General features: G+C 53.0%; 24 protein-coding genes. 14 read left to right on the plus strand and 10 right to left on the minus strand.

The features are described 5' to 3' along the window. Positions 1 to 317 precede the first annotated feature (317 nt). Positions 318 to 1,523, plus strand: coding sequence for a hypothetical protein (locus TIRI35C_RS02520; RefSeq protein ID WP_188201607.1), 1,206 nt, complete (start codon positions 318 to 320; stop codon positions 1,521 to 1,523). Between the two features lie 83 nt (positions 1,524 to 1,606). Here TIRI35C_RS02520 and leuS read toward each other — a convergent pair whose 3' ends face one another. Both leuS and TIRI35C_RS02530 read right to left on the minus strand, forming a co-directional pair. Beyond that, positions 1,607 to 4,507 (minus strand): leucine--tRNA ligase, encoded by a 2,901-nt coding sequence (leuS, locus tag TIRI35C_RS02525; protein ID WP_188201608.1) that lies wholly within the window; start codon positions 4,505 to 4,507, stop codon positions 1,607 to 1,609. Between the two features lie 253 nt (positions 4,508 to 4,760). Then, positions 4,761 to 5,831 carry a M24 family metallopeptidase gene (locus tag TIRI35C_RS02530; protein ID WP_188201609.1) on the minus strand — a complete coding sequence of 357 codons (1,071 nt, stop codon included), beginning with the start codon at positions 5,829 to 5,831 and terminating at the stop codon, positions 4,761 to 4,763. A gap of 127 nt (positions 5,832 to 5,958) precedes the next feature. Between TIRI35C_RS02530 and TIRI35C_RS02535 the strand changes: the two genes are divergently transcribed. From TIRI35C_RS02535 to TIRI35C_RS02555, 6 genes are all read left to right on the plus strand, one after another. After that, positions 5,959 to 6,543: a 50S ribosomal protein L15e gene (locus TIRI35C_RS02535; RefSeq protein ID WP_139680201.1), complete on the plus strand. Its 585-nt coding sequence runs from the start codon at positions 5,959 to 5,961 to the stop codon at positions 6,541 to 6,543. Between the two features lie 254 nt (positions 6,544 to 6,797). Beyond that, complete coding sequence (locus TIRI35C_RS02540; protein ID WP_246454664.1) at positions 6,798 to 8,219, plus strand: hypothetical protein; 1,422 nt, start codon at positions 6,798 to 6,800, stop codon at positions 8,217 to 8,219. An 11-nt stretch (positions 8,220 to 8,230) separates the two neighbouring features. Continuing rightward, positions 8,231 to 9,481: a PQQ-like beta-propeller repeat protein gene (locus tag TIRI35C_RS02545; protein WP_188201611.1), complete on the plus strand. Its 1,251-nt coding sequence runs from the start codon at positions 8,231 to 8,233 to the stop codon at positions 9,479 to 9,481. A gap of 97 nt (positions 9,482 to 9,578) precedes the next feature. Beyond that, on the plus strand, positions 9,579 to 9,962 hold the full coding sequence (locus TIRI35C_RS02550) for a hypothetical protein (RefSeq protein ID WP_188201612.1): 384 nt from the start codon (positions 9,579 to 9,581) through the stop codon (positions 9,960 to 9,962). Positions 9,963 to 10,062: 100 nt separating this feature from the next. Continuing rightward, positions 10,063 to 10,191, plus strand: coding sequence for a hypothetical protein (locus TIRI35C_RS11200; RefSeq protein WP_281400330.1), 129 nt, complete (start codon positions 10,063 to 10,065; stop codon positions 10,189 to 10,191). Between the two features lie 6 nt (positions 10,192 to 10,197). Further along, positions 10,198 to 11,058 (plus strand): hypothetical protein, encoded by an 861-nt coding sequence (locus TIRI35C_RS02555; protein WP_188201613.1) that lies wholly within the window; start codon positions 10,198 to 10,200, stop codon positions 11,056 to 11,058. 6 nt (positions 11,059 to 11,064) lie between these two features. Here TIRI35C_RS02555 and TIRI35C_RS02560 read toward each other — a convergent pair whose 3' ends face one another. Together TIRI35C_RS02560 and TIRI35C_RS02565 are read right to left on the minus strand one after the other, a co-directional pair. Further along, positions 11,065 to 11,433, minus strand: coding sequence for a type II toxin-antitoxin system VapC family toxin (locus TIRI35C_RS02560; protein WP_188201614.1), 369 nt, complete (start codon positions 11,431 to 11,433; stop codon positions 11,065 to 11,067). Position 11,434: 1 nt separating this feature from the next. After that, entirely contained in the window at positions 11,435 to 11,665 is a 231-nt protein-coding gene (locus tag TIRI35C_RS02565; RefSeq protein WP_188201615.1) for an AbrB family transcriptional regulator, read from the minus strand. Positions 11,666 to 11,769: 104 nt separating this feature from the next. On the opposite strand from TIRI35C_RS02565, the gene TIRI35C_RS02570 reads away from it, so the two are divergent. Both TIRI35C_RS02570 and TIRI35C_RS02575 read left to right on the plus strand, forming a co-directional pair. Continuing rightward, a complete protein-coding gene (locus TIRI35C_RS02570; RefSeq protein ID WP_188202965.1) occupies positions 11,770 to 12,225 on the plus strand; it encodes an RNA-binding protein in 456 nt (151 codons plus the stop codon). Beyond that, on the plus strand, positions 12,222 to 12,911 hold the full coding sequence (locus TIRI35C_RS02575) for a Ribonuclease P protein component 3 (RefSeq protein WP_188201616.1): 690 nt from the start codon (positions 12,222 to 12,224) through the stop codon (positions 12,909 to 12,911). The genes TIRI35C_RS02570 and TIRI35C_RS02575 overlap by 4 nt, the downstream gene beginning before the upstream one ends. A 20-nt stretch (positions 12,912 to 12,931) precedes the next feature. On the opposite strand, the gene TIRI35C_RS02580 is transcribed toward TIRI35C_RS02575, so the two are convergent. Together TIRI35C_RS02580 and TIRI35C_RS02585 are read right to left on the minus strand one after the other, a co-directional pair. Further along, positions 12,932 to 14,257: a TrpB-like pyridoxal phosphate-dependent enzyme gene (locus TIRI35C_RS02580; protein WP_188201617.1), complete on the minus strand. Its 1,326-nt coding sequence runs from the start codon at positions 14,255 to 14,257 to the stop codon at positions 12,932 to 12,934. 293 nt (positions 14,258 to 14,550) lie between these two features. Beyond that, positions 14,551 to 15,870 (minus strand): hypothetical protein, encoded by a 1,320-nt coding sequence (locus TIRI35C_RS02585; RefSeq protein ID WP_188201618.1) that lies wholly within the window; start codon positions 15,868 to 15,870, stop codon positions 14,551 to 14,553. Between the two features lie 116 nt (positions 15,871 to 15,986). On the opposite strand from TIRI35C_RS02585, the gene TIRI35C_RS02590 reads away from it, so the two are divergent. After that, positions 15,987 to 16,988, plus strand: coding sequence for a TIGR00341 family protein (locus TIRI35C_RS02590; protein WP_188201619.1), 1,002 nt, complete (start codon positions 15,987 to 15,989; stop codon positions 16,986 to 16,988). On the opposite strand, the gene TIRI35C_RS02595 is transcribed toward TIRI35C_RS02590, so the two are convergent. Then, a complete protein-coding gene (locus TIRI35C_RS02595) occupies positions 16,985 to 17,431 on the minus strand; it encodes a hypothetical protein (protein ID WP_188201620.1) in 447 nt (148 codons plus the stop codon). The two genes, TIRI35C_RS02590 and TIRI35C_RS02595, sit on opposite strands and share 4 nt — an antisense overlap. Before the next feature lie 81 nt (positions 17,432 to 17,512). Here TIRI35C_RS02595 and nikR point away from each other — a divergent pair, with 81 nt between their 5' ends. Then, entirely contained in the window at positions 17,513 to 17,929 is a 417-nt protein-coding gene (gene nikR / locus TIRI35C_RS02600) for a nickel-responsive transcriptional regulator NikR (protein ID WP_188201621.1), read from the plus strand. A gap of 12 nt (positions 17,930 to 17,941) precedes the next feature. Next, the gene (locus tag TIRI35C_RS02605; RefSeq protein WP_188201622.1) at positions 17,942 to 18,352 is read left to right on the plus strand and encodes an amino acid permease; all 411 of its coding nucleotides are present in this window, start codon (positions 17,942 to 17,944) and stop codon (positions 18,350 to 18,352) included. On the opposite strand, the gene rqcH is transcribed toward TIRI35C_RS02605, so the two are convergent. After that, positions 18,349 to 20,301, minus strand: a complete 1,953-nt coding sequence (rqcH, locus tag TIRI35C_RS02610) for a ribosome rescue protein RqcH (RefSeq protein ID WP_188201623.1) — start codon at positions 20,299 to 20,301, stop codon at positions 18,349 to 18,351. The two genes, TIRI35C_RS02605 and rqcH, sit on opposite strands and share 4 nt — an antisense overlap. Before the next feature lie 129 nt (positions 20,302 to 20,430). Between rqcH and TIRI35C_RS02615 the strand changes: the two genes are divergently transcribed. Together TIRI35C_RS02615 and TIRI35C_RS02620 are read left to right on the plus strand one after the other, a co-directional pair. After that, complete coding sequence (locus TIRI35C_RS02615; RefSeq protein ID WP_188201624.1) at positions 20,431 to 22,419, plus strand: 1,4-alpha-glucan branching protein; 1,989 nt, start codon at positions 20,431 to 20,433, stop codon at positions 22,417 to 22,419. Positions 22,420 to 22,493: 74 nt separating this feature from the next. Beyond that, positions 22,494 to 22,811 (plus strand): P-II family nitrogen regulator, encoded by a 318-nt coding sequence (locus TIRI35C_RS02620; RefSeq protein WP_188202966.1) that lies wholly within the window; start codon positions 22,494 to 22,496, stop codon positions 22,809 to 22,811. Between the two features lie 11 nt (positions 22,812 to 22,822). Here the strand turns inward: TIRI35C_RS02620 and TIRI35C_RS02625 are convergent, their stop codons facing one another. Then, positions 22,823 to 23,557 carry an alpha-glucosidase gene (locus TIRI35C_RS02625; RefSeq protein WP_188201625.1) on the minus strand — a complete coding sequence of 245 codons (735 nt, stop codon included), beginning with the start codon at positions 23,555 to 23,557 and terminating at the stop codon, positions 22,823 to 22,825. Positions 23,558 to 23,708: 151 nt separating this feature from the next. After that, a complete protein-coding gene (locus TIRI35C_RS02630; RefSeq protein WP_188201626.1) occupies positions 23,709 to 25,268 on the minus strand; it encodes a sodium-dependent transporter in 1,560 nt (519 codons plus the stop codon). Between the last annotated feature and the right edge of the window lie 4 nt (positions 25,269 to 25,272).

A 25,272-nucleotide genomic window follows, 5' to 3' on the forward strand; every position in this document is an offset into this window, starting at 1 on the left:
TAAAGGCGTTCTCTTTAAGGCTTTTTTGGAGAAAAGGTTTTATAAGCTGGGGGAGAATTAATGGCAGGGTTAAAATTCTTCTTAGTGTGGTCTCTGACGCTGGTGAGTCATCATCTTAGTTACATATTGCACGATTGCATCGTCATGCAACTCTTTTACTCAGCTTTCTTTTGGACAGTTCTAAGGGGAAAACATGTATTAGAATAAATTCGTACTTAGAAAAGACAAGAAAAGGAAATTACTAATAATACAAGGAAAAACTTATAACGGATAAACAATCCAAATAGTAATACAAAAACCATGAGGAGGTGAACCATGTGAAGGGGAAGCAGTTGTTCTCAGTCCTTCTGGGACTGCTGATGGTTGGAATGGTTCTTGTAAGTGCGTCAGACACTGTGAAGCCTACCAAAATTTCCTCAATACCCTCTGATGGAATCTCGATATCACCTCTTCCCGGCCATGAGAAAGGTATCATCATGAAAACGTTCACGGGCAAGCTAAGCCTACATCTGGCCGAGCAGTTCCTACAGAAGTATTGGGATATGCTGACACTCAGAATAAAGTTCGAGGAATTCGGTGACGCCACCTTCGTTGGAATCGCTCTGAGGCCCCTTCCTTCGGGCGCGTATGTACCGCTGTATTACTTCGGGTATGATAGTGATGACTTAGATGTTAAGACCCTTACAAAGGACTTCTATTCTGAGGTTAGTAAGTTTGAAAACACGCCCCTTGAAGTGAAAGGCGCCCTTTCAGACGAGCCCCCCCGGGCTTGGAAATACTTGGGGGCGATACTCTCGTTGAGGACCTCCCGGGAGATAAAGGTCGCCCCTGCCCCCTGGATCGTCCGAAAGGCAACGGTTTACAACGGCGTTGGAGCCGAGTTTTGGGGCACTTACGGGGAGTGGGGTCAGTACGTCTACTACGTAGCCATAACCCATTCGGCAGAGGTTCCGTCTGATAGGGATCTTCCGTCGGACTTCAAGATTGCAGTCAAGGAGGTTAAAGACAGGGTTACGGTGTTGAATTCCGACGATGCGTTTATCGGGTACGGTAGCTTCAGACCCGATGATAGTGGTTCAACATCTCAATCCGTGGTGACCTGGGGGCTGAATCTTGATTTCGGTATTGATGCAACCGGGAGGCCACTTCCCACGGCTCAGGCGGGGTTTAGTGAAAGCCACACGACGGGACTGGGTTTCAAATGGTACACCCGCATCATTGACCCGAATTATGACGTTCAGTTCGAGTTCTACGACCTCAAGAAGAAGGGGCTGTTAACGAGCTCCCCTGCGTGGGGTCAGATTTTTGTTTCCCGTCCGGTCGTTTTGGTGCACGTCAAACAGGGAACACCGTTTTACGAGGGCAAAATACGGGTGAGGGCGGACGCTACGTTTGTTTATGAGGTGCCCGTCGATTCGCCGTTTAGCGGAACTTACGTGGTGAAAAAAGACGTGAACGCTCCGCCCGTGGAGTTCACCGTGGAGATGTTCCCCTGGGAAGGAATGATTCAACTTCGAGATTAGAACACGGGAGGCCTCCTTTTCTTTACTTTTTGACGACCGTCACTTATTCGAGTTGAAAATAGATGGGAAAGAAATAACGGCCTCTACTCAACAAACACCGCCGGCTTCAGCGGCATCGCGGCCTTCTTCTTTCCTCCTTTGTCTTCCTCCGGGTTGATGATTATCTCGATGCCAAGTTCTTTCTCGATGAAGTCCTTGGCTTCCCTTAGTGCCTTCTCCTCGTCGATGCGCTTTACGTCAAAGGCCCTCTCCTTGATGAGCCTTTGTATCAGCTTGCTTATCTCCTTGCCATGCTTTCTCATCTCTTGGTCTTTCATCAGCTCTGCCATAGCCGATTTGAAGTCCTTCTTCTCCGCGACGACTTCCACAACGCGCCACTTCCACTCCGGGGCGGTGTAGACGTAGGCCCTCTTGGCGTCCTCTATCTTTGCCACGCGGATTATCTCCTTGATGTCCTCGATTAAGCTTTTTACGAACTCCTCCTCGGCCTCGATTGTCTCGTTCCACCACTCTGGAACGGGCTCCGGCCAGGGAGCGAGGCTAACAAAGCCCTCTCCGCCCAGCTTCTCCCAGAGCTCCTCGCTGATGTGCGGGGTGAACGGCGCCATCAGCCTGACCCATACATCCGCCAGCGTTCTCAGGACGAAGCGCTTTGCCTCGTCGTCCCTGCCCTCGGTCCTCCTCATGTACCAGCGCAGGTCGTTGAGGACTGAGTAGAAAGCCCACTGCACGGCCGTTCTCGTCCTGAACTCCTCCAGGGCCTTGGTGGCTCCTTCGATGGCCCTGTTCAGGCGGTGCAGCATCCACCTGTCGATGTCCTTGAGCGTGGTCTCTTTAGCCTCATAGGTGGCGAACTCACTTATCAGCTCGTAGAACCTCTCGACCTGCCTGCGGAGCTTTCCGACCTCCTTTCTGCGCCAGTCGAAGTCGCTGTCATGCTCGGCCAAACCCATTATGTAGAGCCTCACCACATCGGCACCGTTCTCCTCGATGGCATCTATGAAGTTCAGCACGTTGCCCTTGCTCTTGCTCATCTTGGTGCCCTCGAGCGTTCCGAAGCCGTTGACGGCTATGCCCCTCGGCCAGTGCTCCTTTCTGAATATAGCCGTGTGGTTGAAGATGAAGAACGTCAGGTGATTTGGGATGAGGTCTTTGGCGGAGCAGCGCCAGTCGAGCGGGTACCAGTACTCGAACTCCTCCTTCATCTCGTGGATAACCTCGGCCGGGATTCCGGTCTTCTCGTCAAGTTCTCTCTCCTTCTCTTCGCTGAACTCCTCCAGGAACAGGTAGTCGAAGAACTCCCTGCTTAACTTCTCGGGGTTGAGCCTGCCTTCCTCCCTCAGCCTGTTCATGTGCCTGCTTATGGTGTAGTAGGCCATGTAAATGGTCGAGTCGCTCAGGCTCTCGATGACCCAGTCGGGGTCCCACGGGAGCGGCGTTCCAAGGCCAACTTTCCTCGCGCAGGCCTTCTTGTCGAGCCAGTCAACTATAGCCTCGAACTGGGCCCTTCTGCTCTCCGGGTAGATGGTCATGTTCGCGAGGGCCTCACGGGCCTTTTCCTTCCACTCGGGGTTTCCGTAGTCTATGAACCACTGGTCGTGGATTATCTTGATGACCGCCTGGTTGCCGAAGCGCGAGATGACCGGCTTTTCCGCGAACTCGTACATTATCTCGGCGATGCCCTTCTCCTGGAGCTCTTTGGCTATGAGGTCTTTGGCCTCCTGGACGGACTTGCCGGCGTAGGGCTCTATCTTGAAGACTCCCTTGTGATATTCGGCCTTGTAGATGTTCTTGGTGGCCTCTTCGAGCTTCTCAACGTCCTTCTGACTCTTTACGCCGAGCCTCTCTGCCTCTTCCACAGCTGGAAAGTCGCCGTAGCCCTCAAGCTTTATCAGAGAGATGTAGCTTATCTCCTCGACCACGCGCGGGTCGACCTCGTACTTCAGCAGGATTTCGGTCTCCTTCTTGAGGTCTTCAATTGCTACATGATCGAAGGGAGCATGAGCGGGAACGCTCATGACAACGCCGGTAGCGTTGTCCGGATCAACGAACTCCGCCGGCAGGATTATGACCTCGTCGCCGGTGACGGGGTTCCTTACGTATTTGCCTATCAACCTCTCACCCTTGAACTCCTCGATGACCTCGATCTCCCTGTCCTGGAAGGAAAGCTTATATGCTGCTTCCTTGCTGATTATCCAGGTCTCCACCTTCTCGCCGCGCTTAACTCTGGCCTTCACGTAGGTTGCCTCTGGATTCAGCCACATGTTGGTTACTCCGTAGACCGTCTCCGGCCTCAGCGTCGCGGCCGGCATGTAGACTTCCTCACCGTTCTCCTCCAGGATGAACTTGATGATGACGTAGTCCAGTATCTGGACGTCTTCGCCCTCCATTATGTCGTGGTCTCCGAGGGGAGTTCCGACGACCGGATCCCATCTCACGCGGTGAGCGCCCTTGACGACCAGTCCCTTATCCTTGAGCGTCCAGAACTGCCACTCTATGAACTTGCTGAACGGGGGAAAGAGGCTCGTCGTGTGGAACTCGCGCGTCCAGTCAACGGAGAAGCCAGCCCGGATAAAGGTCTCCTTCGCGGCCCTCATGAAGTAGTTGACTATCTCCCTGGGGTCCTCAAACTTCCAGAGTATATCCTCAGGCACCTTGTAAACGTCGCGGTAGATGTGTATCGTCTTCGGGTCGCGGTGCTTTATCCTCTCGGCGATTCCGACTATCGGCGCTCCTGTGATGTGCCACGCCATGGGGAACAGCACGTTGTAGCCCTGCATGCGCTTGAATCGCGCTATGACGTCGGGAATCGTGTAGGTCCTCGCGTGGCCGACGTGGAGGTGCCCCGAGAGATAGGGGAAGGCGACAGTGATGTAGAACTTTTTCTCCTTGGGTTTTTCATTCGCTTTCGGCTCGAAGGCCTTCTCTTCCAGCCAGCGCTTCTGCCATTTCTCCTCAATGGCCTTGAAGTTAAGCTCAGCCATGGTCATACCTCCTAAGAATTTTTTCAAAAAAGCGTGAGCGATACTCCAGAATAGGGGGGTTATCTGGGAAATCAGGCACGGTTGCGATTCCAGCGATGGAGAAGACACTCCCCCCTCATTGGCATCGGAGCGAGTAGGATTCCTGATATTTAAATCTTTTGGAATCCACCCTGGACGATGATTTGCCAACCGCAGCATGGGGGCATCCATGGAAAGGAAAAATAAATGTGTTCGGGGCTCACGTGGCATGTCTTCAGAGCCGGATGAGCTCCCTCTCTGCCCTCGTCAGCCTCTTTCCCCTTCCATCGTGAACGACGACGTCGTCCTCTATGCGAACACCACCCAGGCCCGGAACGTAGATTCCGGGTTCTATGGTGAAGGTCATGCCGTTCTCCAGGACCACGTTTCCGTCCGGACCAATGTAGGGCTCTTCGTGGACGTCCAGCCCGAGTCCGTGTCCGGTTCTGTGAGTGAAGTACTCGCCGTAGCCTGCTTTTGCTATCGTCTCCCTCGCGGCCCCGTCCACTTCCCTCGCGAGAGTACCTTCACGGACGGCCCGGTATGCCCTCTCCTGTGCCTCTTTGACGACCTCGTAGATTTCCACCAGCCTCTCGTCAGGTCGTCCAAGGGCGATGGTTCTCGTGATGTCCGAGCAGTAGCCCTTCCACTTCGCCCCGTAGTCGAGTATCACCAGGTCGCCCTTCCTGAGCCTCCTGTCCCCAGGCGCGTGATGGGGGTTGGCGGCGTTCTCACCGCTGGCCACTATTGGCTCGAAGGAAATCCCATCACTGAGCTCCCTTATTGCCAGCTCTATCTTCAAAGCCAGCTCCCTCTCGCGCATGCCAAGTAAATCCCAGCTCAGAATCTCATCGAAGACCCTGTCCGCTGCCTTGGCGGCGTGTCCCATCATCTCTATCTCGTGCTTGTCCTTTCTCATGCGGAGCTCCCTCATGAGCGAGCTTAGGGGGTGGAATTCGAAGCTGCCGAGGCGGATGACTTTCATGAGCCAGTCGGCGCGCATCGTGTCCTCTATGAGGAGCCTCCCGCCCGACAGGTGGAACTCCGCCAGGATCCAGGCGAGCTTGTCGTAGGGGTTCTCCCCGTCGCGCCAGAATGTCACCGGGAAGTTTCTGACAACGTTTTCATAGAGGCTCGGGGCCAGGAGCCGGTAGTCACCGTCGGCGCTCACAACCAGAACGGTGAGCCTCTCACCAGCCTCGTGGATGTGGAGGCCCGTGAGATAGTAGAGATTGGTCCCGGGACTGATCAGGGCACCGTCGAAGTTCCTTTCCTTCATGAGGGAAACCAGGTTGCTGAGCCGCATTTCATCACCGCTACCCATTATTCCGCAACCCTTAAAAACTCAACCTCGAACCTCGAGCGACTAGGCGGGGCAAACCCGCGGGATGTTCCCGTAAGGGAGAACCACAAACAGAGAAGAGGTGAACGAGATGAGCATGTACAAGTACATTAGGGAAGCCTGGAAGAGCCCGAAGAAGAGCTACGTTGGGGACCTTCTCAAGGTCAGAATGATCAAATGGAGGAGGGAGCCGGTCGTCGTCCGCGCCGAGAGGCCGACCAGGCTCGACCGCGCCAGGAGCCTCGGCTACCAGGCCAAGCAGGGCTACGTTATCGTCCGCGTCCGCGTCAGGAAGGGCGGAAGGAAGAGGCCCAGGTGGAAGGGCGGAAGGAAGCCGAGCAAGATGGGTCAGGTCAAGTACAGCCCGAAGAAGAGCCTCCAGTGGATAGCCGAGGAGAAGGCAGCCAGAAAGTTCCCGAACCTCGAGGTTCTCAACTCCTACTGGGTCGGCGAGGACGGAATGTACAGGTGGTTTGAGGTCATAATGGTGGACCCGCACCACCCGGTCATCAAGGCTGACCCCAAGATCAACTGGATAACCGGCAAGGCCCACAAGGGTAGGGTCTTCCGCGGACTCACTTCAGCAGGCAGGAAGAGCAGGGGACTTAGGAACAAGGGCAAGGGCGCCGAGAAGGTCAGGCCCAGCATAAGGGCCAACAAGGGCAAGGGCAAGTGATTCCTCTTCTAATCTTTTGATCGTTTACTGTTTAGAGCTTAGAGTCCAGTTGGGGCTTCGTCTGGTTCTTATTTTAACCTGTTGCATTTCCATGCAACTCTTTTACTCGGGTTTCTTTTGGATTGTTTTGGGAGTAAAACATGTATTAGAATGAATTCGTATTCGAGGAGGAAATGGAATGATATTTACTATAAATATTGGAAAAGTTTATAAAGGATATAATATCCAGACAGTAATGTAAAAGCTATACTGGGGTGAACCACTTGAAGTGGCGCCTGATGGTGGCGGCTATCTTAGGACTACTCGTTCTGTTGATGGGGTCCAATCCGAATGCAACTAATATCGTCTATAGTGAGCCTTCAGTTAAAACAATGTTTATCCTACATGTACCACAGAATGACAACTATAATGAAAAAACATGTGCAGAGTTTGACCCTGAGATGGCCCTCAAAGAGATAAACATTACGCTTTGGGGGCTTACATTAGAGATTAGCCAGAAGGAAAGTCAACTGTACAGGCTTTCTAAAGAAGTAAATATTACAAAAGATTCCCAGCTATTAAAGAGAGTAGTTGAGCTATATAGGGAAGTTGAATTATTAAAAAGTAAAAGGGCATTCTATCAAAGGAAATGGCAGAGTATCTGGCTATACAAGCAGTATCTAAATGGGGAGTACATAGAATTAACAACTAAAGATTTGGAAGAATACAAAGATAAAATGGCCCCATTACAGAACATCAAAACTCCCGAAGATGCTATAACAAGACTTTCAGTTGCAGGAGAGATGACATTTGACAGGATAATATTAATTGATAGTGAGATAAATAAGATACTTGAAAACGCGACCAATTCAAAAAATGTAGCCGATAACGTCATTACTAGAGTTTTTTTGTTGATAAATAACGAATCGGTACTATGGAATAAACTTAGAGAATATACATCACTAAGAGATGAATTACAGGCCAAATTTTTACTGTTAAAAAGCAATAGTTATACTCCCACTAATGATGTAAGTCACAATTGCCAATTAAAGAATAGGAATGTAAAAAAAGTAAACTGTAGAGAAATTCAAAAAGGGTACAATGAAGATTTTGAATGTTGTTTAAGCTTTTATAGGATGCTGTCCCCACTTGAGAGTTATCAAACATATACCTTTGTTAGCCTCAGACCCGTGGCGGTTTGGGTTGGAATGTACGATTCAGATTTTCCGAGTATTGGTTCTCATCGTGGAGATTGGTGTACTTACACATTTCCTCAGGACAACAAAGAATCAACTATAAGAACGCTATACTGGAATACCGCCCAAGAGATAAGCAGAAAGTGGGGACTTAACGTGAAGTCTATCCAAATAAAGTTCTTCTACTCAGCTAGAGTATACCGCCAAGAAACAAGAAAATACGAGGAAACGAATCTAATATTTGAGTATAATTGCTATTTAAGTGGGGACAGTGTGAGATGCTTGCCTTCGCCATCTTATGGAAAATCTTTGTTTGTAAATCCTAAAAGTCCTCCATACAGATACACCACTAAAATAGTCACAAACCCTTACTGGTTGGCGTGTAGATCAGGAGGAAACTGTAATGGATACGGTTGCCAGTATGCGAAGTGGGCAAATGCCCACTGTGGGGGTTGTTTTGCACCTGATAAATCTGCCAGCCAGTATTTCGCAAAGTCCTAGGAGGGAATAACGTGAGAGGAAGAGCTTCTGTCTTTGTTCTTTTTGTTGTTATGATTTTAACCACCACATATTCAGACAATGCTCTCGCTCAAAACTGGACGCTCGGAGATGCCGTGATTTCAGGGGGGGAGATATACGCTCTAACAGAAAATGGTACCATAGTAAAGATGACCCTTACATGGATTTCCGAATGGACCATCAAAATTCCAGACAGAATTCATGTTCTTAATCTTGTCCCGGCCAGTGATGGCGTTCTTCTTGTGGGTGATGAAGTTTTAGCCAAGTTCAGTAAGGATGGGGACATTATCTGGGCGAAAAACCTGAGTGTGAATGATGCAGCGGTTCTGCCAGATGGAAACGTTGCGTTTACCAGTGGAAAGATCGTTGGGGTTCTGGACTCAAACGGGAACGTTCTCTGGACCGGCCGGCTTACGCTGGGGCAAATCAACGAATCATTGTCCAGTGGAAGTGTACAACTGACCACCATAACATACATTGAGAAGATAATCATCGTAGCGGGAACCGCCAGTTTTTCCGAAGACCCCAGGTCTCACATTTTCCTCGCGGCGATTTCGTTAAACGGGACTCTCAACTGGGCCGAAGTCCTCAGTACGGGTTATTATGATAGGCCTGAGGAATCATCACCATTGGGGGGTTATGCCGTCGTTGCAGGCGTTTACGGTGGTGGAAGCGATGCACCGTGGATATCCGACTACTTTGTCTTGAAGGTTTCTTTGGACGGTGAAATTAAGTGGTTTAACTCCTACCTCTGCGACCGTGAGGAAGATTGGGACGACTTCTGGAGTATAAAAGTGTTGGGCTTATCCTGCAATGAAAAGATGTGTGCTCTCGGAACCACGACGGGGGCTTTTGTCATCGATGAAAATGGAACTCCCTTAGCGTATCTCAATACTACTGGGAAGGTTGCAGAAATCGTTGATGGCTCCTTACTTGTGCTCTCAAACGGGACGCTGCCTAAAATTAATCCCGAACAAAGTGCGGGAGCGGAAAATTGCTATATCGGGAGGGTATCCTTCAGCGAGATGCCAGTTCAAGTGGAAATTCGCCCTGCAGGGTTCAGTGCACCAGAAGTCCCTGTGAACGTGCTGGTAGTGCAGAGAACGGACGGTTCTGGTGAAGAACATTCTGGATTTAGACCTCAATCTAAGAAACAGTGGAACAATGGAGGGTACTTTGGTATTGCGCTCTTAATCGCTGTAATACTTGTGGTCACTCTAATGTTGACCAAACGTGAGTCGTAAGGGTGATTGTATGAAAGGCCAGAAAGTTCTGCTTATCATAACCCTTTCTTTGATTATTTCCTCCTCAGTGATCGGCTGGGCGGTGGTCTCGATATCCATGAACGAAATGAGAAAATCCGGAACATCAGATTTTGCCTCCATCTATCGAAGCCTGCACCTGGGTTTTCTGATTCCCGCGGCGCTCTTCTTCTGCCTTGGATACCTCCTCGGAAGACTCCTCGGTAAGGACAGCTTTTCGAGCATTGGGATTCCGGTATGGATACTCTCGTTCCTCCTCACGCTCCCCCTCTCCACGCCCCTCGACGCAATCCTAACTCCCTGGGAGGTCTCCCCGGAAGGAGTATGCCGCAGGGCGCCGTACCTTCCCGAGGAATACCTGTTGCCCATAGCGCTTACGGCCGGTGCCTCCATGCTACTCATAATCGGCTGGGCAATAGCGGTAACGGGGAGCAACACCAGCAAGGACTCGAAATCGGCATAACACCCTCTTAGCTTTTGGTTGAATGCAGTGCACTGCGACACGACTCCTTTACTCGGGTTTCTTTTAAACGGTTCTAAAAGGAAAATATTGGTTGGAACAAATGTATACTGGAAAAAAAGAAAATATTTTACTTGTAGTAAATGGAAAAATTTATAAGGTAAAGTTTCATAATATTGAATGCAAGCTATCCCTGGAATGCAGACCTACAACAACACCTCTTGAGGGGTGATTGACCTTGAAGAAACCGTATGTGCCTTTTATCATTCTCCTTTTCCTTGTCCTCTTGGTGGGTGTGGGAAAAGCGTCGCTCAATACAGGTTCCTCTTCCAAGCCGCTGAACCTCAGGCCGGGAGAATACCGGGGCTACGTTTACACCGTTTCAGGCTCCACTTTTGAGTTGCCGGTGTACATCTGCGAAAACGCTTCGGGGAACGTGACCGTTGAGGCTTCATATCTTGAGCACCTCTCTCTTGAAAGGTGGCGGGTGGAGTATGATACCAGCTCTCCTGATTCCCTTGTCGATGCAGTTAGGGGACGTTTTCCATTGAGAATCCCTCTGAAGGTCGGCGGCCCCTCCAGGGAGGGGGGAGAAATAAGGCTCACGCTATTTACGCGTCGGGGGGAGACATTTACTGGTAAACTAAAACTGAGCAAATTCACCGTTGAAACCGCTCCTGCAGTGAACATCACGGAAATAACCTTCGGCGACAGGAGCAGGGGCACGGTTTACTTCCACGAGGGCGAGCCGAGCACGGTGGTATATACTGTTATGGTTAGAAATGGTCTGGACGTGCCAATTGAGCTTCTCAACGTATCTTACAAAATTCCTGGAGTGTCCCCTATTGGTTTTTGGGTTTTCTATACCGACAGCATTACTGACGTGCCCGATGAGGTTCCCTGGGGTCATGTCAGAACTGGCATCATCTCGCCGGGCTCCTCAGCAGTGGTAGCTGTTTATATGGGCGTCAGCGGGGACGTTGATGGGTTTTACCTGAAGCCCAAGTTCACGTTTAAGGTTGGCAACAGGACCATTTCCATTCCAGGTCCAGAGTATTTTTACGTCCAGGTTGGGGAAGCGTGCGCCTCCGGGGGATAATTCTCTCTATTTTTCTGGACTTTCGAGCTTTATCCTTTTGATTCCCGCCCTGTCAAAGGCTTTGTCCGAGCTTATTATCCTTCCCCCGCATTTTGCCGCGTGAACAGCATCGAAAGGATTGAGACTATGCTCCTTCATGTAGTATGCTGCACGGAGGTAGTCCTCGTTTTCTTCCCCTATTATCGCCATGACCGCTGCCAAAAGTCTAACAGGGTCAAGGCTGAACTTCTTTGAGAGTATCAGTAGCTCAAGAAACGTTGCTTCTGAAGTTGTTATCTCGTCCATGTATCTTTCGTAGATTTTTCTGGCGTTTTCATTAAGCCAGTCGGAGGGCTTTAAAAGGGCTAGAAAAAAGTCGGTGTCAGCATAGACCATTTCACTCACCTGCTAGCTTTTCGGCCTCTTTTAGGATTTCCACCCTGATTTCCTCAATCGGGATGTCCGGAAGGTTTTTTCCAAGCTCTTCAAGCTCCTTTAAGGGGTCTTCTGGCTTGGGAACTATGAGTATGCCAGCATCCACCCTGACGAGGTAAACCTCTTTTGGGAGATTCTTCCTCAGCTCCTTGGGGAGGTACAGTCTTCCCTTTGGGTCCACTTTTGCCAGCATATTCCCACCATAGTTAGTTTAATGGGATTTTATTTAAATTTTTCCCAAACGGTAGTTGCGGTTACCTTTTAAAGCACCGGCCCCAATTTTCCCCGGTGAGGGCAATGGGGAAGATAAGGGCGCACCATGTCAGGATTACCACTTTCATCCAGGCAACGGAAGACGAGGACAAGGTTCTTGAGGCTATCGGGACCTTCATCCCCGAGGAGATAGACGACGAGGACATAATCTTTGACATAGACGAGACCACGGGGTTCTTCGGCAACCCCATCAAGGTCGTCAACGTGGAGATAAAGCGGAGCAGGGCGGTTAGAAAGTTCATTGACTACTTCAGGGAGCTTTTAGATGAAGACGCAAGGAGATACATCCTTGAGAACCTCGATGAGAAGGTGGACGAGGAGGGGACCTTCTACGTCCGCTTCAACAAGCAGAGGGCCTACCTCGGCGAGCCGGAGATAGGCGAGGGGTCGGACGTGGTGCAGGTCAGGATAAAGGTCAAGGCCTTTCCCATGAAGAAGGAAGCGGTAGTTAAAGCCGTTCGGGAGTGGCTGGAGGAATGAGCGTCGGGACGCCACTTGAGGATGGGGAGGGGGAGGTATCTTTCTCCCGCGACCACTTCGTTGAGATGGACGTGAGGAGCGAGGAAGCCTACGAGCTGGCCAGTGAGTGGTTTGATGAGGTCGTCTTCACGAAGAAGCTCGTTCTTGATGGTCCCCCCGACTGGGGCGAGCTCAAAGATGAGCTCAGGCTCCTCCGTGAGAGGTACGAAAAGGTTGCCCTCCTGCTCGTTACAAGCAGGCCGGGTCTGATAAAGGAGGTAAAGAAGAGGAACCTCCGTGCCCTCCTCTACGTTCAGGGCGGGGACATGAGGGTGAACCGTCTTGCCATTGAGAACGGTGTTGATGCCCTCATAAGCCCCTGGTTCGGGAGAAAGGATCCGGGATTTGACCACACCCTCGCGGGAATGGCTGCCAGGAGGGGAGTCGCCATAGGGTTCTCCCTGGCGCCCCTGCTCTCTGCGGGCCCCTACGAGAGGGTTCAGATACTACGATTCATGAGGAAGACCTGGCAGCTGGTGGACAAATACGGTGTGCCGAGGTTCATCACGAGCTCCGCGGAGACGAAGTGGGAGGTTCGCGGGCCAGGGGATTTGATGGGCCTCGGGAGAAACATAGGCATGGACGCCCCAAGGGCGAGGGCGAGCCTGAACTTCTATCCGAGAAGAATCCTGTCAAGGTTAAAGTAAAAGTTAAAGGTGGGGAAGGCTCATTCTTCCATGGCAGGGAACTGCTCAGGCTCGTAGTCCTCAAGCTTTCCATCGAGGTAGTCCTCGTAGCCCTTGAGGTCAAGCAGGCCGTGTCCGCTCAGGGTGAAGAGAATGACCTCTTCCCTGCCCTCTTCCTTTGCCTTCAGCGCCCTGTCAATGACGCCCTTGACGGCGTGGGCGCTCTCCGGTGCTGGAATTATGCCTTCTGTCTTTGCAAAGAGTTCGGCGGCCTGGAAGACCTCGTTCTGGTGGTAGGCTACCGGTTTAACGATGCCGTGGTTTATGAGCACGCTGAGCGTCGGGGCGAGGCCGTGGTAGCGAAGTCCACCGGCGTGAATCTGCGGGACGTAATAGGTGTGGCCGAGGGTGTACATCTTCATCTTCGGTGTGTATCCTCCTGAATCGCCGAAGTCGTACTTGTAAACTCCCCTTGTCATGCTCGGCGCGGCCTTCGGTTCAACAGCTATGAACTCGTAGTCGGCCTTTCCGCTCAGGAGGTCCCTCACGAAGGGGTACGCCAGACCCGCGAAGTTGCTCCCACCGCCGACACAGCCGACTATCACGTCTGGCTCTTCAAACTCCTTCATCTGTTCCATTGCCTCCAAACCGATGACCGTCTGGTGCATGAGCACGTGATTGAGAACACTCCCGAGGGCATAGCGTGCCTTCTCATCGCGGAGGACGTCTTCTATCGCCTCGCTTATCGCTATTCCGAGGCCTCCGGGGTGGTTTGGGTCTTCAGCTAAAAACTTCCTGCCTATTTCGGTTCTGTCGCTTGGACTCGGATAGATTTCGGCACCATAGAGGCGCATTATCGTCTTTCTGTAGGGCTTCTGGAAATAGCTTGCCCTCGCCATGTAAACGCGAACTTTCAGCCCGAGAAGCGCTCCGGCCAAACTCAGGGCCGTCCCCCACTGGCCTGCTCCAGTTTCAGTTATAAGCTTCTCTATTCCCTGTTCCTTCGCGTAGTAGGCTTGAGCCAATGCTGTGTTTATCTTGTGGCTGCCCGTTACGGTTGCGCCTTCGTATTTGAAGTATATCCTCGCCGGCGTTCCGAGGGTCTTTTCCAGGTTGGTCGCGCGGAAGAGAGGTGTGGGCCTTCCAATCTTGGCGTACAGCTCGCGGACTTTCCTGGGAATCTCAACGTACCTTTCAGTGCTCATCTCCTGCTTTACGAGTTCTTCTGCGAAAATCCTCAACAGTTTCTCTGGTTTCATCGGCTCATCTGTCTCCGGGTCGAGGGGCGGCGCTAAAGGCTCCGGGAGGTCTGGCAGTATGTTGTACCACCTCTTTGGTATCTTTGAATCCCCCAGAACGGCTTTCATTCTAACACCTCCGCTGGTTTAGATACCTCGGAAAGAACAAGTCCCAAAGTCGAGGGAATAATGAGCGCAATGGCTAACACAGAGCGGAAAATCTCGGTCGTGAGGTGTGGGCTTACTCCTCTAAAACCTCCAAAAACGAGCCCCCCTATCAGTCAGGCCAAAAACAATCCCGTCCTTGAGCTGTTAGGTTAACCTGAACATCTAGAAGAATCTTAGAGACGCCAAAAACAATCACTCCTGGTAATCATGGCGCATCGACCTATGGGGATCAAACCCCCTTAAGTTCTTTTTGGTCATTTTATTGACGATAAAACAACGCTCACGCTTTTAGCATCTCCCTCAATCGCCACGGTGACAAAGTATCCTTCCCGCCCGATGCAGATTGACGTCGTATTTTCTCCGGTGTCGAGCAGGTAGCGGGCGTAGTTGCACTGCCATTGAGTACCGTAAACGAGAACCGTCACGCTCAGGTTTTCGTCCACCAACTTCTCCCCCGCGAAGGCCCAGAGCGCAGGTTCTCCGGCGGGTTTCAGGGCAGAGCTCCTGTTGAGCGCAGACACCACGAGGTTGAGCACTTCTCCCGGCGTCTTCCCTTCGGCTTTCCGGCTGTTCTTCAGCCCACAGGGCGAAACCTTCTCCGCGGTTCTTTCAACGTCTTCCGTTTTCCCGCTCAACACGAGGATTTCTTTGCCTTTAATAGCTAGATAGTGTGATTTCTCCCCCCTCGTCCAGAGGGACCACCTGCAGTCCCCGGTTTTTCCCTCCATCCGCTTGACGTATCCAGTTCCTTTGAGCTCGATGCAGATGGCATCGTAGGTGTTCTTCACCCATTCCTTCGGCCATTCCACTGGGGTGAATCTCCCGATTTTAACGCCATCCTTTGAGTTCCAGTTGAAGCGGTATTCTTTGAAAATTGGGGGCTCGCTCGCGTTCCAGAGGTAGTCGCCGTGCCGGCGAAGTGCGAACCCCTTAACGCCCCTGCACGGACCACGTGCTGAAATAACTGCGAGACCCCCACCGAGAACCCTAGTTTCCATCAGGTAGATACACTCTCTTCCTTTAACGAACAGGGCATCTTTTATGGTGTGGGAGTACGTTCCGTAGTTCTCCGCGAGCTTGATGTAGTCTTTGGATTCGAGGCGTTCTGTGGCCTGGCGGTAGGCTTTATCCGCCTTCCCTCGTGGTTCATAGAGGGTTACGAAACCGCCGAGGAGGGGCAGTTCAACACTGACTGATTTCCATGCGACACCGCTGACGCGAACCGTCGAGTACGCAGCTATCTCGTTGCAGGAATAGGTGAGCTCTCCCTCGCTTAGAGGCCATATATCCCCTTCCTTTTCCCAGCAGCCCGTGGCAAAGTAGAGGCCGAAATAGATGTTGGGGCCGGAGACCGGAGGGGGTCGGAAGAGGAGCATCAGGATGAGCGATGCCGCCAGAAACGGTGCCAGCCGGAGGGGCTTTTCCCTGTAGTAGTCCCTGAAAACAACCTGTGGTATGATAACCGCCGAGATGAAGAGGAATGCCCCGAGGAAGTGGTTGAGCTGGAGAAGTATCCACGCGAGGAAAGAGAGCAACACCGAGATGGCGATGGAGACAGCCAGTTTGCCCGCCATGTTCCTCCATAACCTCTACGTCGTGGAGGGTTATAAGGTTTGCAATTGTTTCAAATTATATTGAAGCGTTTCCGGAAGGGTTATTAGAGTAGGTGCCGTAGGGTCTTTGATGTCCCATGCTCCGGTTGGAGATCTACTGCGACGAGGGCGAGGGTGAAAAAGTTAGTGGGGTTCTGACCGAATGGAACCTCCAGTTCTACGCCGAGGAAGTGCAGAGCAACGGGCACCGGGCGCTCAAATTCACCGTCCTCGTGCCGGATTTTGTGATTAACGACGTCGTCGATGAACTGATGAAGGCCGTTGACCTGCGGAAGGGGCACTCCTCGATAACTTGGGCGCCCGTCAGCGGGAAGTCCGTGAAGTACGCAAACTCGGTAAAGTCCCTTAGAAAGTTCAAGCGCCGCTGGAGTCTCGCTGCCATAGAAGGCCTCATCGAGAACGCCAACAACCAGGCACGGGTCGACCCGATTCAGCTCACCCTTGGTGCCGTTGCCTCGATCATAGCGCTCTTCGGTTTGATAAACGACAGCATAGTGATGATAATCTCGGCCATGCTCCTCTCACCTATTCTCGGCCCGCTCTACGGCTTCTCCCTCAACGTCGTCATGGGCAAGGGGAGGGATGCCCTCGATGCCGTTTCCTCAATCTTAAAGCTTCTCGGCGTCATATTCCTCTCGGCCCTTGTGGTGTCCTTGATCCTCAATCTTACTGGATCGATGCCGGCGGAGCCGACCCACGAGATACTGTTGAGGGGCCAGTCGGGGCTGGTGTACATCCTCCTCGCGGTAATCCTCGGCTACGCGGGAATAGTTGCCATAGTTAGCAGAATCCCGGAGATTCTGGCCGGCGTCTCGATCGCCGCTGCCCTCGTTCCGCCGACAACTGTCGTAGGGATATCCCTCGCGATGGGCTGGTGGGGAATTTTTAGGGGCTCTCTTGTCCTCACCGTTGAGAACGTTCTCGGTCTTCTCAGCGGTTCCCTTCTCGGCCTCTACATCCTCAACGTCTCTCCACGGAGCTACTATGAAAAGAGGGCCGCGAAGCTATACACGAAGAGGACTGTGCTGGTACTGGCGGTCATGCTCGCCGCTCTCGTCTTTGTGGAGCTTCTCGGCTAGGCGACCTCAGTCTGCTCGTAGATAGGCATCCCTTTCCTGTGCTTAACAAGGAGCCCATAGAGGAACTCCTTGAGGTCGGGTCCCATCTCGTCGTCGAGGAGCAGGTCCGCCCTGCCCAGATACTCTTTCTCCGCCCTCGTTATCAGGAGGGCTATGGCCGGTGTCAGCTGCCCGAGGAGGATTTTAACGAGCTCGGGGTAGGCCTCTTCGTCTATTTCCTCGTCCGCCTCCATGCCGAGGTACACCACGAAGCCCTTCATCTGGACGGCGAGGACGAATTCGTTCTCGCTCAGCTCGAAGAAGGAGAAGTTGTAGCCCCTCGAGTCGATCCTCGCGAGAAGGACGCCCCTGATTGAAACCGTCACGGGCTCCTCCTCGATCTCGAACACCAGGTCCTTGGCCAGTTCCCTCTGGGCTATTGCGTAGAGTTCCTCCATCGTCATGGGGCTACCTTCTCGGGCCCGAATAAAAGGCTTTCGCGTCACGTTTTTAACGAGGACACCCAAAGGAATTACGGTGGTGTTATGAAGATCACTCGCTTCGGTGTATCGGTTCCGGATGAATTGCTCGAAAAGTTCGACCGTATAATCGAGGAAAAAGGGTATGTCAACAGGAGCGAGGCAATAAGGGATATGATGAGGGACTTCATAGTCCGGCACGAGTGGGAGCAGGGTGAGGGTGAGGTCGCAGGTACGATAACCATGCTCTACAACCACGACGAGGCGGAAGTGGTCAAAGGACTCCTTGACCTCCAGCACGACTACCTGAGCGAGATAATCTCCAGCATCCATGTCCACATGGACGAGCACAACTGCCTGGAGGTCATCATAGTGAAGGGGAAGGCGAGCAGGATAAAGGAGATAGCGGACAGGTTGCTGAGCCTCAAGGGTGTAAAGCACGGCAAGCTCGTCATGACCGGGACCGGAAAGGAGCTGGTTTAGGGGGGCGTTTTAATGAGGCTGGTGAGCTTTCTGACGTCTCTGATCGTCCTGCTTTCCTTTGCTCTCCCCTGGCTCAGGCCTCCCTCTGGGGAAATGACGTTCATCGGTATCCTCGATCAAGTTCTGACCACCCCCCACGGCTTTGAGGGCGTCTTCTGGTGGCTCAACCCCGCCAGCACGGGCTCGATACTTACCTTCGTTACCTTCTTCGCGGGGATGTTCCTTGTGCTCCTGGGCGTCTTTTTTGGAATACTTGGTGGGAGGCTCGGTCCGGGCGTTGGACTTGTTGGGATGTTCCTCTTCACCACCGTGGCGTGGTACATATACGGCGAGGGATTCGTGGATATAATCGGGGAGGGCTACCTTCTGGGACTCGGCGGCTTCGTGGCAGGGTTTGTTCTTGGTGGAGGCAAGTACCTCTAGCCCACAACTTCGACCACATCGCCGTTCCCAGGGGGAAGGACGGCCATGATGTCCTCTTCCCTCACCTTGTAGCCCCACTTTTCGAGGATGCGCCTTATCCTCTTCACCAGCTCGCTCTTCTTGAGTGAACCGGGGCGGATTACGATGTGCCTCTCCGTGTGGGCCTTTATGGCATCAACCGGTGCACAGACGACGAAGTCTTCGCCCTCATAGTTGATTACACCGACGGCGAGCTTGAGAGGCAGACCATGGAGCCAGTTCCTTTTTCCATAGACCATGAAGGCCCCCTTGCCCAGGTACTCGCCGCTGGGAGTCTGCTTTGTGACCTGGTTCGGATAGGTCCAATAAGCATCTTCGCTGTAAACACCTCTGCTCCACGCCTTGCTCATCGAAACCGCAAACTGACAGGCCTCAAAGATGGTCTTTTCTCCCGCCTTCTGACCGTCCTTGATGACGACGTGTGGAGCACCGTAAACGTCGGCGTGGCAGTAGAGGTCGCTCTCGCCCATATGCCTCTTTATGAGAATCTCGTTGGTGCTCGCATCTTTGCCCCCTAATACGAGAAATCCCTCGCTCGAAACGAACCAGCGGAACTTCTCGAACCACTTCTTCTTTCTCCGCTCTATGCGCTTGACGTTCAGCTCCTTCTTGAGCTCCTCCTCGATGAGCCCCTCTATCTCGTCCAGCTTCCTCTTCGTGTCCTCGTAGGCCTTTAGGGCACCCTCGTACTTGTGGCGGAACTTCTTGGCCTTCTCGTAGTAGAGCTCCGCGTTCTCGCCTATGCTTCTATTGAGGTAGAGCTTTACCTTCTTCCCCTCAAGCTCTATTGTCACCGCTTTTTCCTTTGGGTCGGTTCCTTTCACCATGAGCGCTATTTTGTTGCCGGCTTTCTTGCCTTCCTCGATTCTCTTCCTGAACTCGTCCCAGCCAAGCTTTTCGGTTGCCTTCCTGAATTCCTCCAAAATCTTCTCTATGAGGGAGTAGTTCGCGTAGATCAGGTCCCCTATCTCCTGGTTTGCCTTTGCCCCCTCCTCGAAGCCCTTCAGCATCTCCTCCTGCTTTTTAAGCGTCATGAGGAGCTGCCTCTTCTTGGCTTCGAGCCTCTTCGTCTGCTCGACCCTCGCCTTCTCAAGGGTTATCTTCCCAAAGTACTCGTCGAGGGCCTCGCTGAAGGTGGTAAAATAGCGCTTCTCGAACCCCTCGTAGATCCTCAGCTCGATTGGAACGACATCATGCAGGTTCCCGTCCTTGAGGACTATGTTCGGCTTTGCTTCATCGTTGAAGGTGTCTATCATCGCCTCGTATACTTTCAGCAGGTCGTCGTCGCTCAGCTCTTTAACCTGCGTCGTCTTGTCGAAGCCGGCCCGTATGGAGATTTCCTCCGCGTACATGCCGCCCATGTTGAGCTTTCTCGCCAAAGCGCGCACGAGCTCAAGCTCCCCGTTTTCACGCATCAGCTCGATGAACCTCTCTCTCGTTACCTCCAGCGGGTTCTCCCTCGCCGGCGGGAACCTGTATTCAGCCTTCGGCATTATTCTTCTGTCCTTGTACTCCTCGTAGCGTAACGCCGCAACGATTTTGTTCTCCCCGTCAACGAGTATGACGTTTCCCCTCCTGAATAGCTCACCGATGAGGGTGTAGTCCCCAACGCGGATCTTAACTATTCTGTCGAAGCCGTGCTGCTCTATTTCATCGATGAACCCACCGCTGAGGTGCTTCCTGAGGAGCATGGTGAAGCTCGACGGGCTTTTGGGAGCTTCCTTCACGTACGTCGTCACGTGGAAGCGTTTCCCGGCCTGGAGGATTAAATCCCGCCTTCCCTCCTTTGTCCTGAGCTTTATTCTAATCTCGTCGCCGTCGTGGTAAATCTTGTCAACGCGAGAGCCAACGAGCGACTGAAGTTCCCTCACGATGTAGCGTATGTCAACGCTGCTCATCTCCTCCTTCATTCTCCCACCCCTTCCGGGTTGTCCCTTTCCCCTTTAAACCTAACCGGTGTCCGCAATTGTCCACGGGCTCAACCCTGTTCCGGATAAGGTTAAATACTTCAAGTGTGATAACACTCCTGGTGATACAGAATGAAAGGCTACTTCACGTTCGTCCTACACACCCACCTTCCCTACGTCCGGAAGCACGGCAAATGGCCCTTCGGCGAGGAATGGCTCTACGAGGCGATGAGCGAGACCTACATCCCCCTCCTTATGGAGTTTGAGCGCCTCCGTTCTTCGGGCGTCAGGTTCGGGCTCGTGATCAACATAACTCCCGTGCTTGTTGAGCAGCTCAGCGATGACTACATCAAAGCCGAGTTTGAAAAATACATCCTCAGGAAGATTAAAACCACGGAGGAAGACCTGAAATCCGGCAAGTATGATGAAAGAGCCGTCAAAGCCTCCCTCGACCACTTCAGGAAGGTTTACGACCACTGGAGGGCGATAAACGGGGACATCATCGGTAAGTTCCGCGAGTTTCAGGATTCTGGCTATCTCGAAATAATAACCTCGGCGGCAACGCACGGCTATCTGCCACTCCTCGGCAGGGACGAGACGATAATGGCGCAGCTTGCAAACGGTGTAGCAACCTACGAGAAGCACTTCGGCAAAAGGCCGAGGGGGATGTGGCTGCCTGAGTGCGCATACAGACCTGCTGGAGAATGGGAACTCCCAGGCGGGAGAAAGATCAAAAGACCTGGTATAGAGAAGTTCCTGGAGGAGTTCGGCATCGAGTACTTCTTCGTTGAGAGCAACCTTATCGATGAGGGCCCGGTGACAAAGGGCTACGGCGAGATTCCGCTCTACGGGGGTGATAAGAGCACCCTCAGGCCGTACTGGATCAAGGGCTCCCACATAGCGGTCTTTGCCCGCAACAGGGAAACCGGCCACCAGGTCTGGAGCGCGCACTACGGCTACCCCGGCGACTTCTGGTACAGGGAGTTCCACAGGAAGGCACCTAAAAGCGGGGGGCAGTACTGGCGTGTGACGGGCAAAAACGTTGATCTCGGCGAGAAAGAGTTCTACGACCCCGATAAAGCGATGGAGCGCGTTGAAGAGCACGCGAGGCACTTCGTCTCGCTGGTGGAGAGGCTTTTGAGTGAGTTCGAGGAGAGGTTCGGGGAGAAGGGAATAGTCGTTTCACCCTACGACACCGAGCTCTTTGGCCACTGGTGGTTTGAGGGCGTTAAGTGGCTCGGCAGGGTTCTTGAACTGATGGCTGAGAGGGGAATAGTCACAACGACGCTCTCCGCCTTCCTCGACAACTACCGCGGTGAGAGGCACGAGATTGAGCTTCCGGAGGGTTCGTGGGGGGCCAACGCAGACCACTCGACCTGGTGGAACGAGGAGACGGAGTGGACGTGGAAGCACATCTACCGCGCCGAAGAGAGAATGGTGGCTCTGGCGAGCAGGTACTACGGAAGGGACAGAACCGCCGATAGAATCCTTGAGCAGCTCGCGAGGGAGTTGCTGATACTCGAAGCTAGCGACTGGCAGTTTTTGATAACGACCGGTCAGGCAAAGGAATATGCAAAGCGGAGGGTTTTAATCCACAGCGGGGACTTTCAGAGGCTGGCGAACGAGCTGGTGAGATATATCAGAACCGGGGAGTTTGATGCTGAGCTCCTAGGGAAGCTTGAGGAGAGGGACAACCCATTCAGACCGGTGATTGTTGGCATCTACGTGAGCGGAAATCCCCCTGAGCTTGAGGAGTACGTGGAGCCCCCTGAGGTTCCACCGGAGGAGAGCGAAAGGCCCGCTGAACGGCATAGGAGCGTTCCCGAGAGAGCCTATGCCACGGAGGTCGTTAAGGAGATGTCAGTTAAGCCGCCTGGAAAGGTAAAGGGGCCTGGTTCGGAAGAATCCAGAAAGCCCTGGACGCGGAAGAAGAGAAAATCCGGCAAGGCCGAGAGCGACCTCCTTTCTATAAAGGGCATCGGACCAAAAACGCTGGCAAAGCTCCAGAGTGCAGGAATTTACACGGTGGAAGACCTTAAAAACGCCAACCTTGAGGGGCTGGCCAGAAAAACGCGTATCTCACCTAAAAGGCTGAGGAGGTTCCTGGCCCAGGTTTCTTAGTCCCGGTTTCTTATGAATTTTTCACATTTCGAAAGCCTTTTCTGGAGTTTTGACAAATCTCCTATGTGGTTGCTATGAAGAAGGTTGAGGCGATTATTAGGGGAAACGATTTCGACCGCGTGAAGAACGCCCTAAAACAGATCGGGGTAGTGCCCCTGACCGCTTACCCCGTGCAGGGGAGGGGCGTTCAGGGGGGCGTTCCGCCCTACGACCTCCTTCCGAAGATGAAGATCGAGATCGTCGTGAAGGACGAGGACGTTGAGAAGGTTATCGGGGTTATCATACGGAACGCGAGAAGTGGAACGCCCGGGGATGGGAAGATATTCGTAATTCCAGTGGAAGACGCGATCAGGATAAGAACAGGGGAGAAGGGCAACGAAGCCCTCTACTGAGGGCTTCTTTTTCACAGGAACGCATGCCTGTTCCTGTAGAGTTCGACGAGGGAGCTGGCTATCAGGTATATCTCCACCGCCGAGAGGAGGACGAGGAATATCAGGTATCCCTGCGCAAAGGATACGCTCTTCCCCAGGTGCTCCGCTATGGTGCTCACCTGGTGGGGGTCGCGCAGGGCACTCAGTGAATAGACTATCGCGTTGAAGCCCACGACCAGGGGAATTGGGGCCGAGGCGTAGGCCAGCAGGAGTCCGGTGTAGCCCCTCCTCTGAAGGGACAGCATCGACAGGATTATCGGGATGGCCAGGATAAGCGCCGTTATAGCGAAGAACTGATTGAGATATGCCCCCGTCAGGACGAAGAAAGACGTCATTCCGAAGATGTATTTCCGGTATGCCCTCTTCAGCTCGACGAGCTTTTTGGGGCTGAAGTCGTACTCGGCCGACCTGGAATACAGGAGGACCTTGTTCACCGCTTTCAGGTAGTTCTTTTTGCCCTCCTTCTCTATGGCCTTGTCCGTGCTCATCAATTTGAGCTCCTTGGCTTTTTTGAAGAAGAACTCGGCCAGCTCCTCGTTGTCCTTCTCGACCCTGGATGCGACCTCCCGGAAGTTCCCCGCGGCCTCCCCCAGGGATTTCTTGACTTTTGTCTTCTCCTTTTCACTTAGGCTGCCGAGCCTCTCGATCTTTTCAAGGGTTGATTCGAGAACGTCGGCAGTTTCAAGAAGTATTTTTTCGCTTTTCACCTATACCCCCCCAAAATGGGAAAGAAAAAGGGTTTAAGACACTTCCCCTCTTTCCGCCTTGAGCAGCTTGTTGATGCTCCAGCCCATCATGGCGAATATTGCCAGCCACGCTATCAGCATGTAGATTACCCAGCTTTCCATTGCGATCACCTCAGACCCTTATGATGACCTCGTTCTTCTCGAGCTCCTCGCCGTACTTGCGCTTGATGGAGTAGTAGCTTTCCACTGCACCGACGATCCACATGAAGATTATTGCCAGTCTGGCCGGCCACTCGAGGGTCGCTCCGACGAGGCTCTGGGCGGATCCTATCAGCGGTATCAGCAGGAGTATTGGGGCTATGTAGAGCAGTATCGGCTTGTACCATCCGGGGACTTTCATGTAGGCTCCCTGGTGCAGCTCCTTCCAGAAGTTGTCCGGCTTGAAGAGGTACACCGCCACTATGATGTCGAAGAGCGCCAGCAGCGTGAGCTGGAAGCTGACCCATGCGTCAACCTGGTCGAGGTAGCCGCTGATGTACACCACCGGAAGGCCCGCGATGAAGTAGAGCACGAGCACTACCCAGGTTCCGACCTTCCTCTTGATGTTGAGGTCCTCCTCGAGGAGGGCGGTGAGGTAGTTGTACATGGCTATGGCTGAGGTGAAGCCCGCGAACCAGAGGAGGAGGAACCACATTGCTCCAAAGAGCTTTCCTATGTCACCCATGCTGACAAAGACGTTGGGCAGGCTGGTGTAGGAGAATCCAAGGCCGAACTTCTGGCCTATCCACGCGAGGGCCTCGTTCTTACCCTGGGCAAGAACCTCGGGCGGTACTATCTTGGGGGCGTAGGCGGTCGCCAGCGGGACGGCGAGTGAACCACCGAGAACTACCTCCGCGAACTCGTTCAGGGAGACCGTCGCGAGACCGCTGAGGGCAACGTCGTCATCAGGGCCGAGGTAGCTGGCGTAGTTCTGGATGATACCCATACCGAGCGAGAGGGTGAAGAATATCTGCCCAGTTGCGGCGAGCATGACCGTCGCGAAGTGGTCCTTGAGGTACGCCCAGTTGGGGCTCCAGATGAACCTGAATCCATCAATGGTGCTCCAGTTGGGGTCTATTGGTGAGCCGAGGACGAACACGTAGCCGACCATTATGATGGCGAAGACGTAGAGGAGCGGCATCATGACCTTGACCCATCTTTCTATTCCCTTGCTGACGCCCTGTCCGACGGCTATGGCAAGGAGGATCACGGTTATGCCCCAGAAGAGCATGACCTGGGCGTGGTTGCCGAGGTAGTTGCTGAAGAACTCTCCGGTGCTCTGGCCGAAGTAGGCTCCAGTGGCGCTGAAGTAGGAGTAAGCCGCGGACCAGCCGATGAGGTGGAGGTAGTAGCTGTTCAGGAGAACGGTCAGTGAAAAGGCCAGCATTCCGCTGATAACTCCCCACCACAGTGCGCCTCTTGGCTTGACGCGCTCCCTGGCCATGAGGTAGTACGTGGGACCGAGGGTGCCGTGACCATACTTTCCACCGTAGCGACCGGCGACCCATTCAATCCACATCACTGGTATTCCTAGGAAGAACAGAGCTATAAAGTACGGCACCATAAAGGCTCCGCCACCGTTCTGGGCAACCTGCGTTGGAAACCTCACGAAGTTGCCCAGACCGACGGCGTTTCCAGCCATTGCTAAAATCAAACCAATCTTAGTTGCCCATTGATCCCTCTGTTGTTCCACAATA

The organism is Thermococcus camini (genome assembly GCF_904067545.1).
In the GTDB taxonomy this organism is placed as follows: domain Archaea; phylum Methanobacteriota_B; class Thermococci; order Thermococcales; family Thermococcaceae; genus Thermococcus; species Thermococcus camini.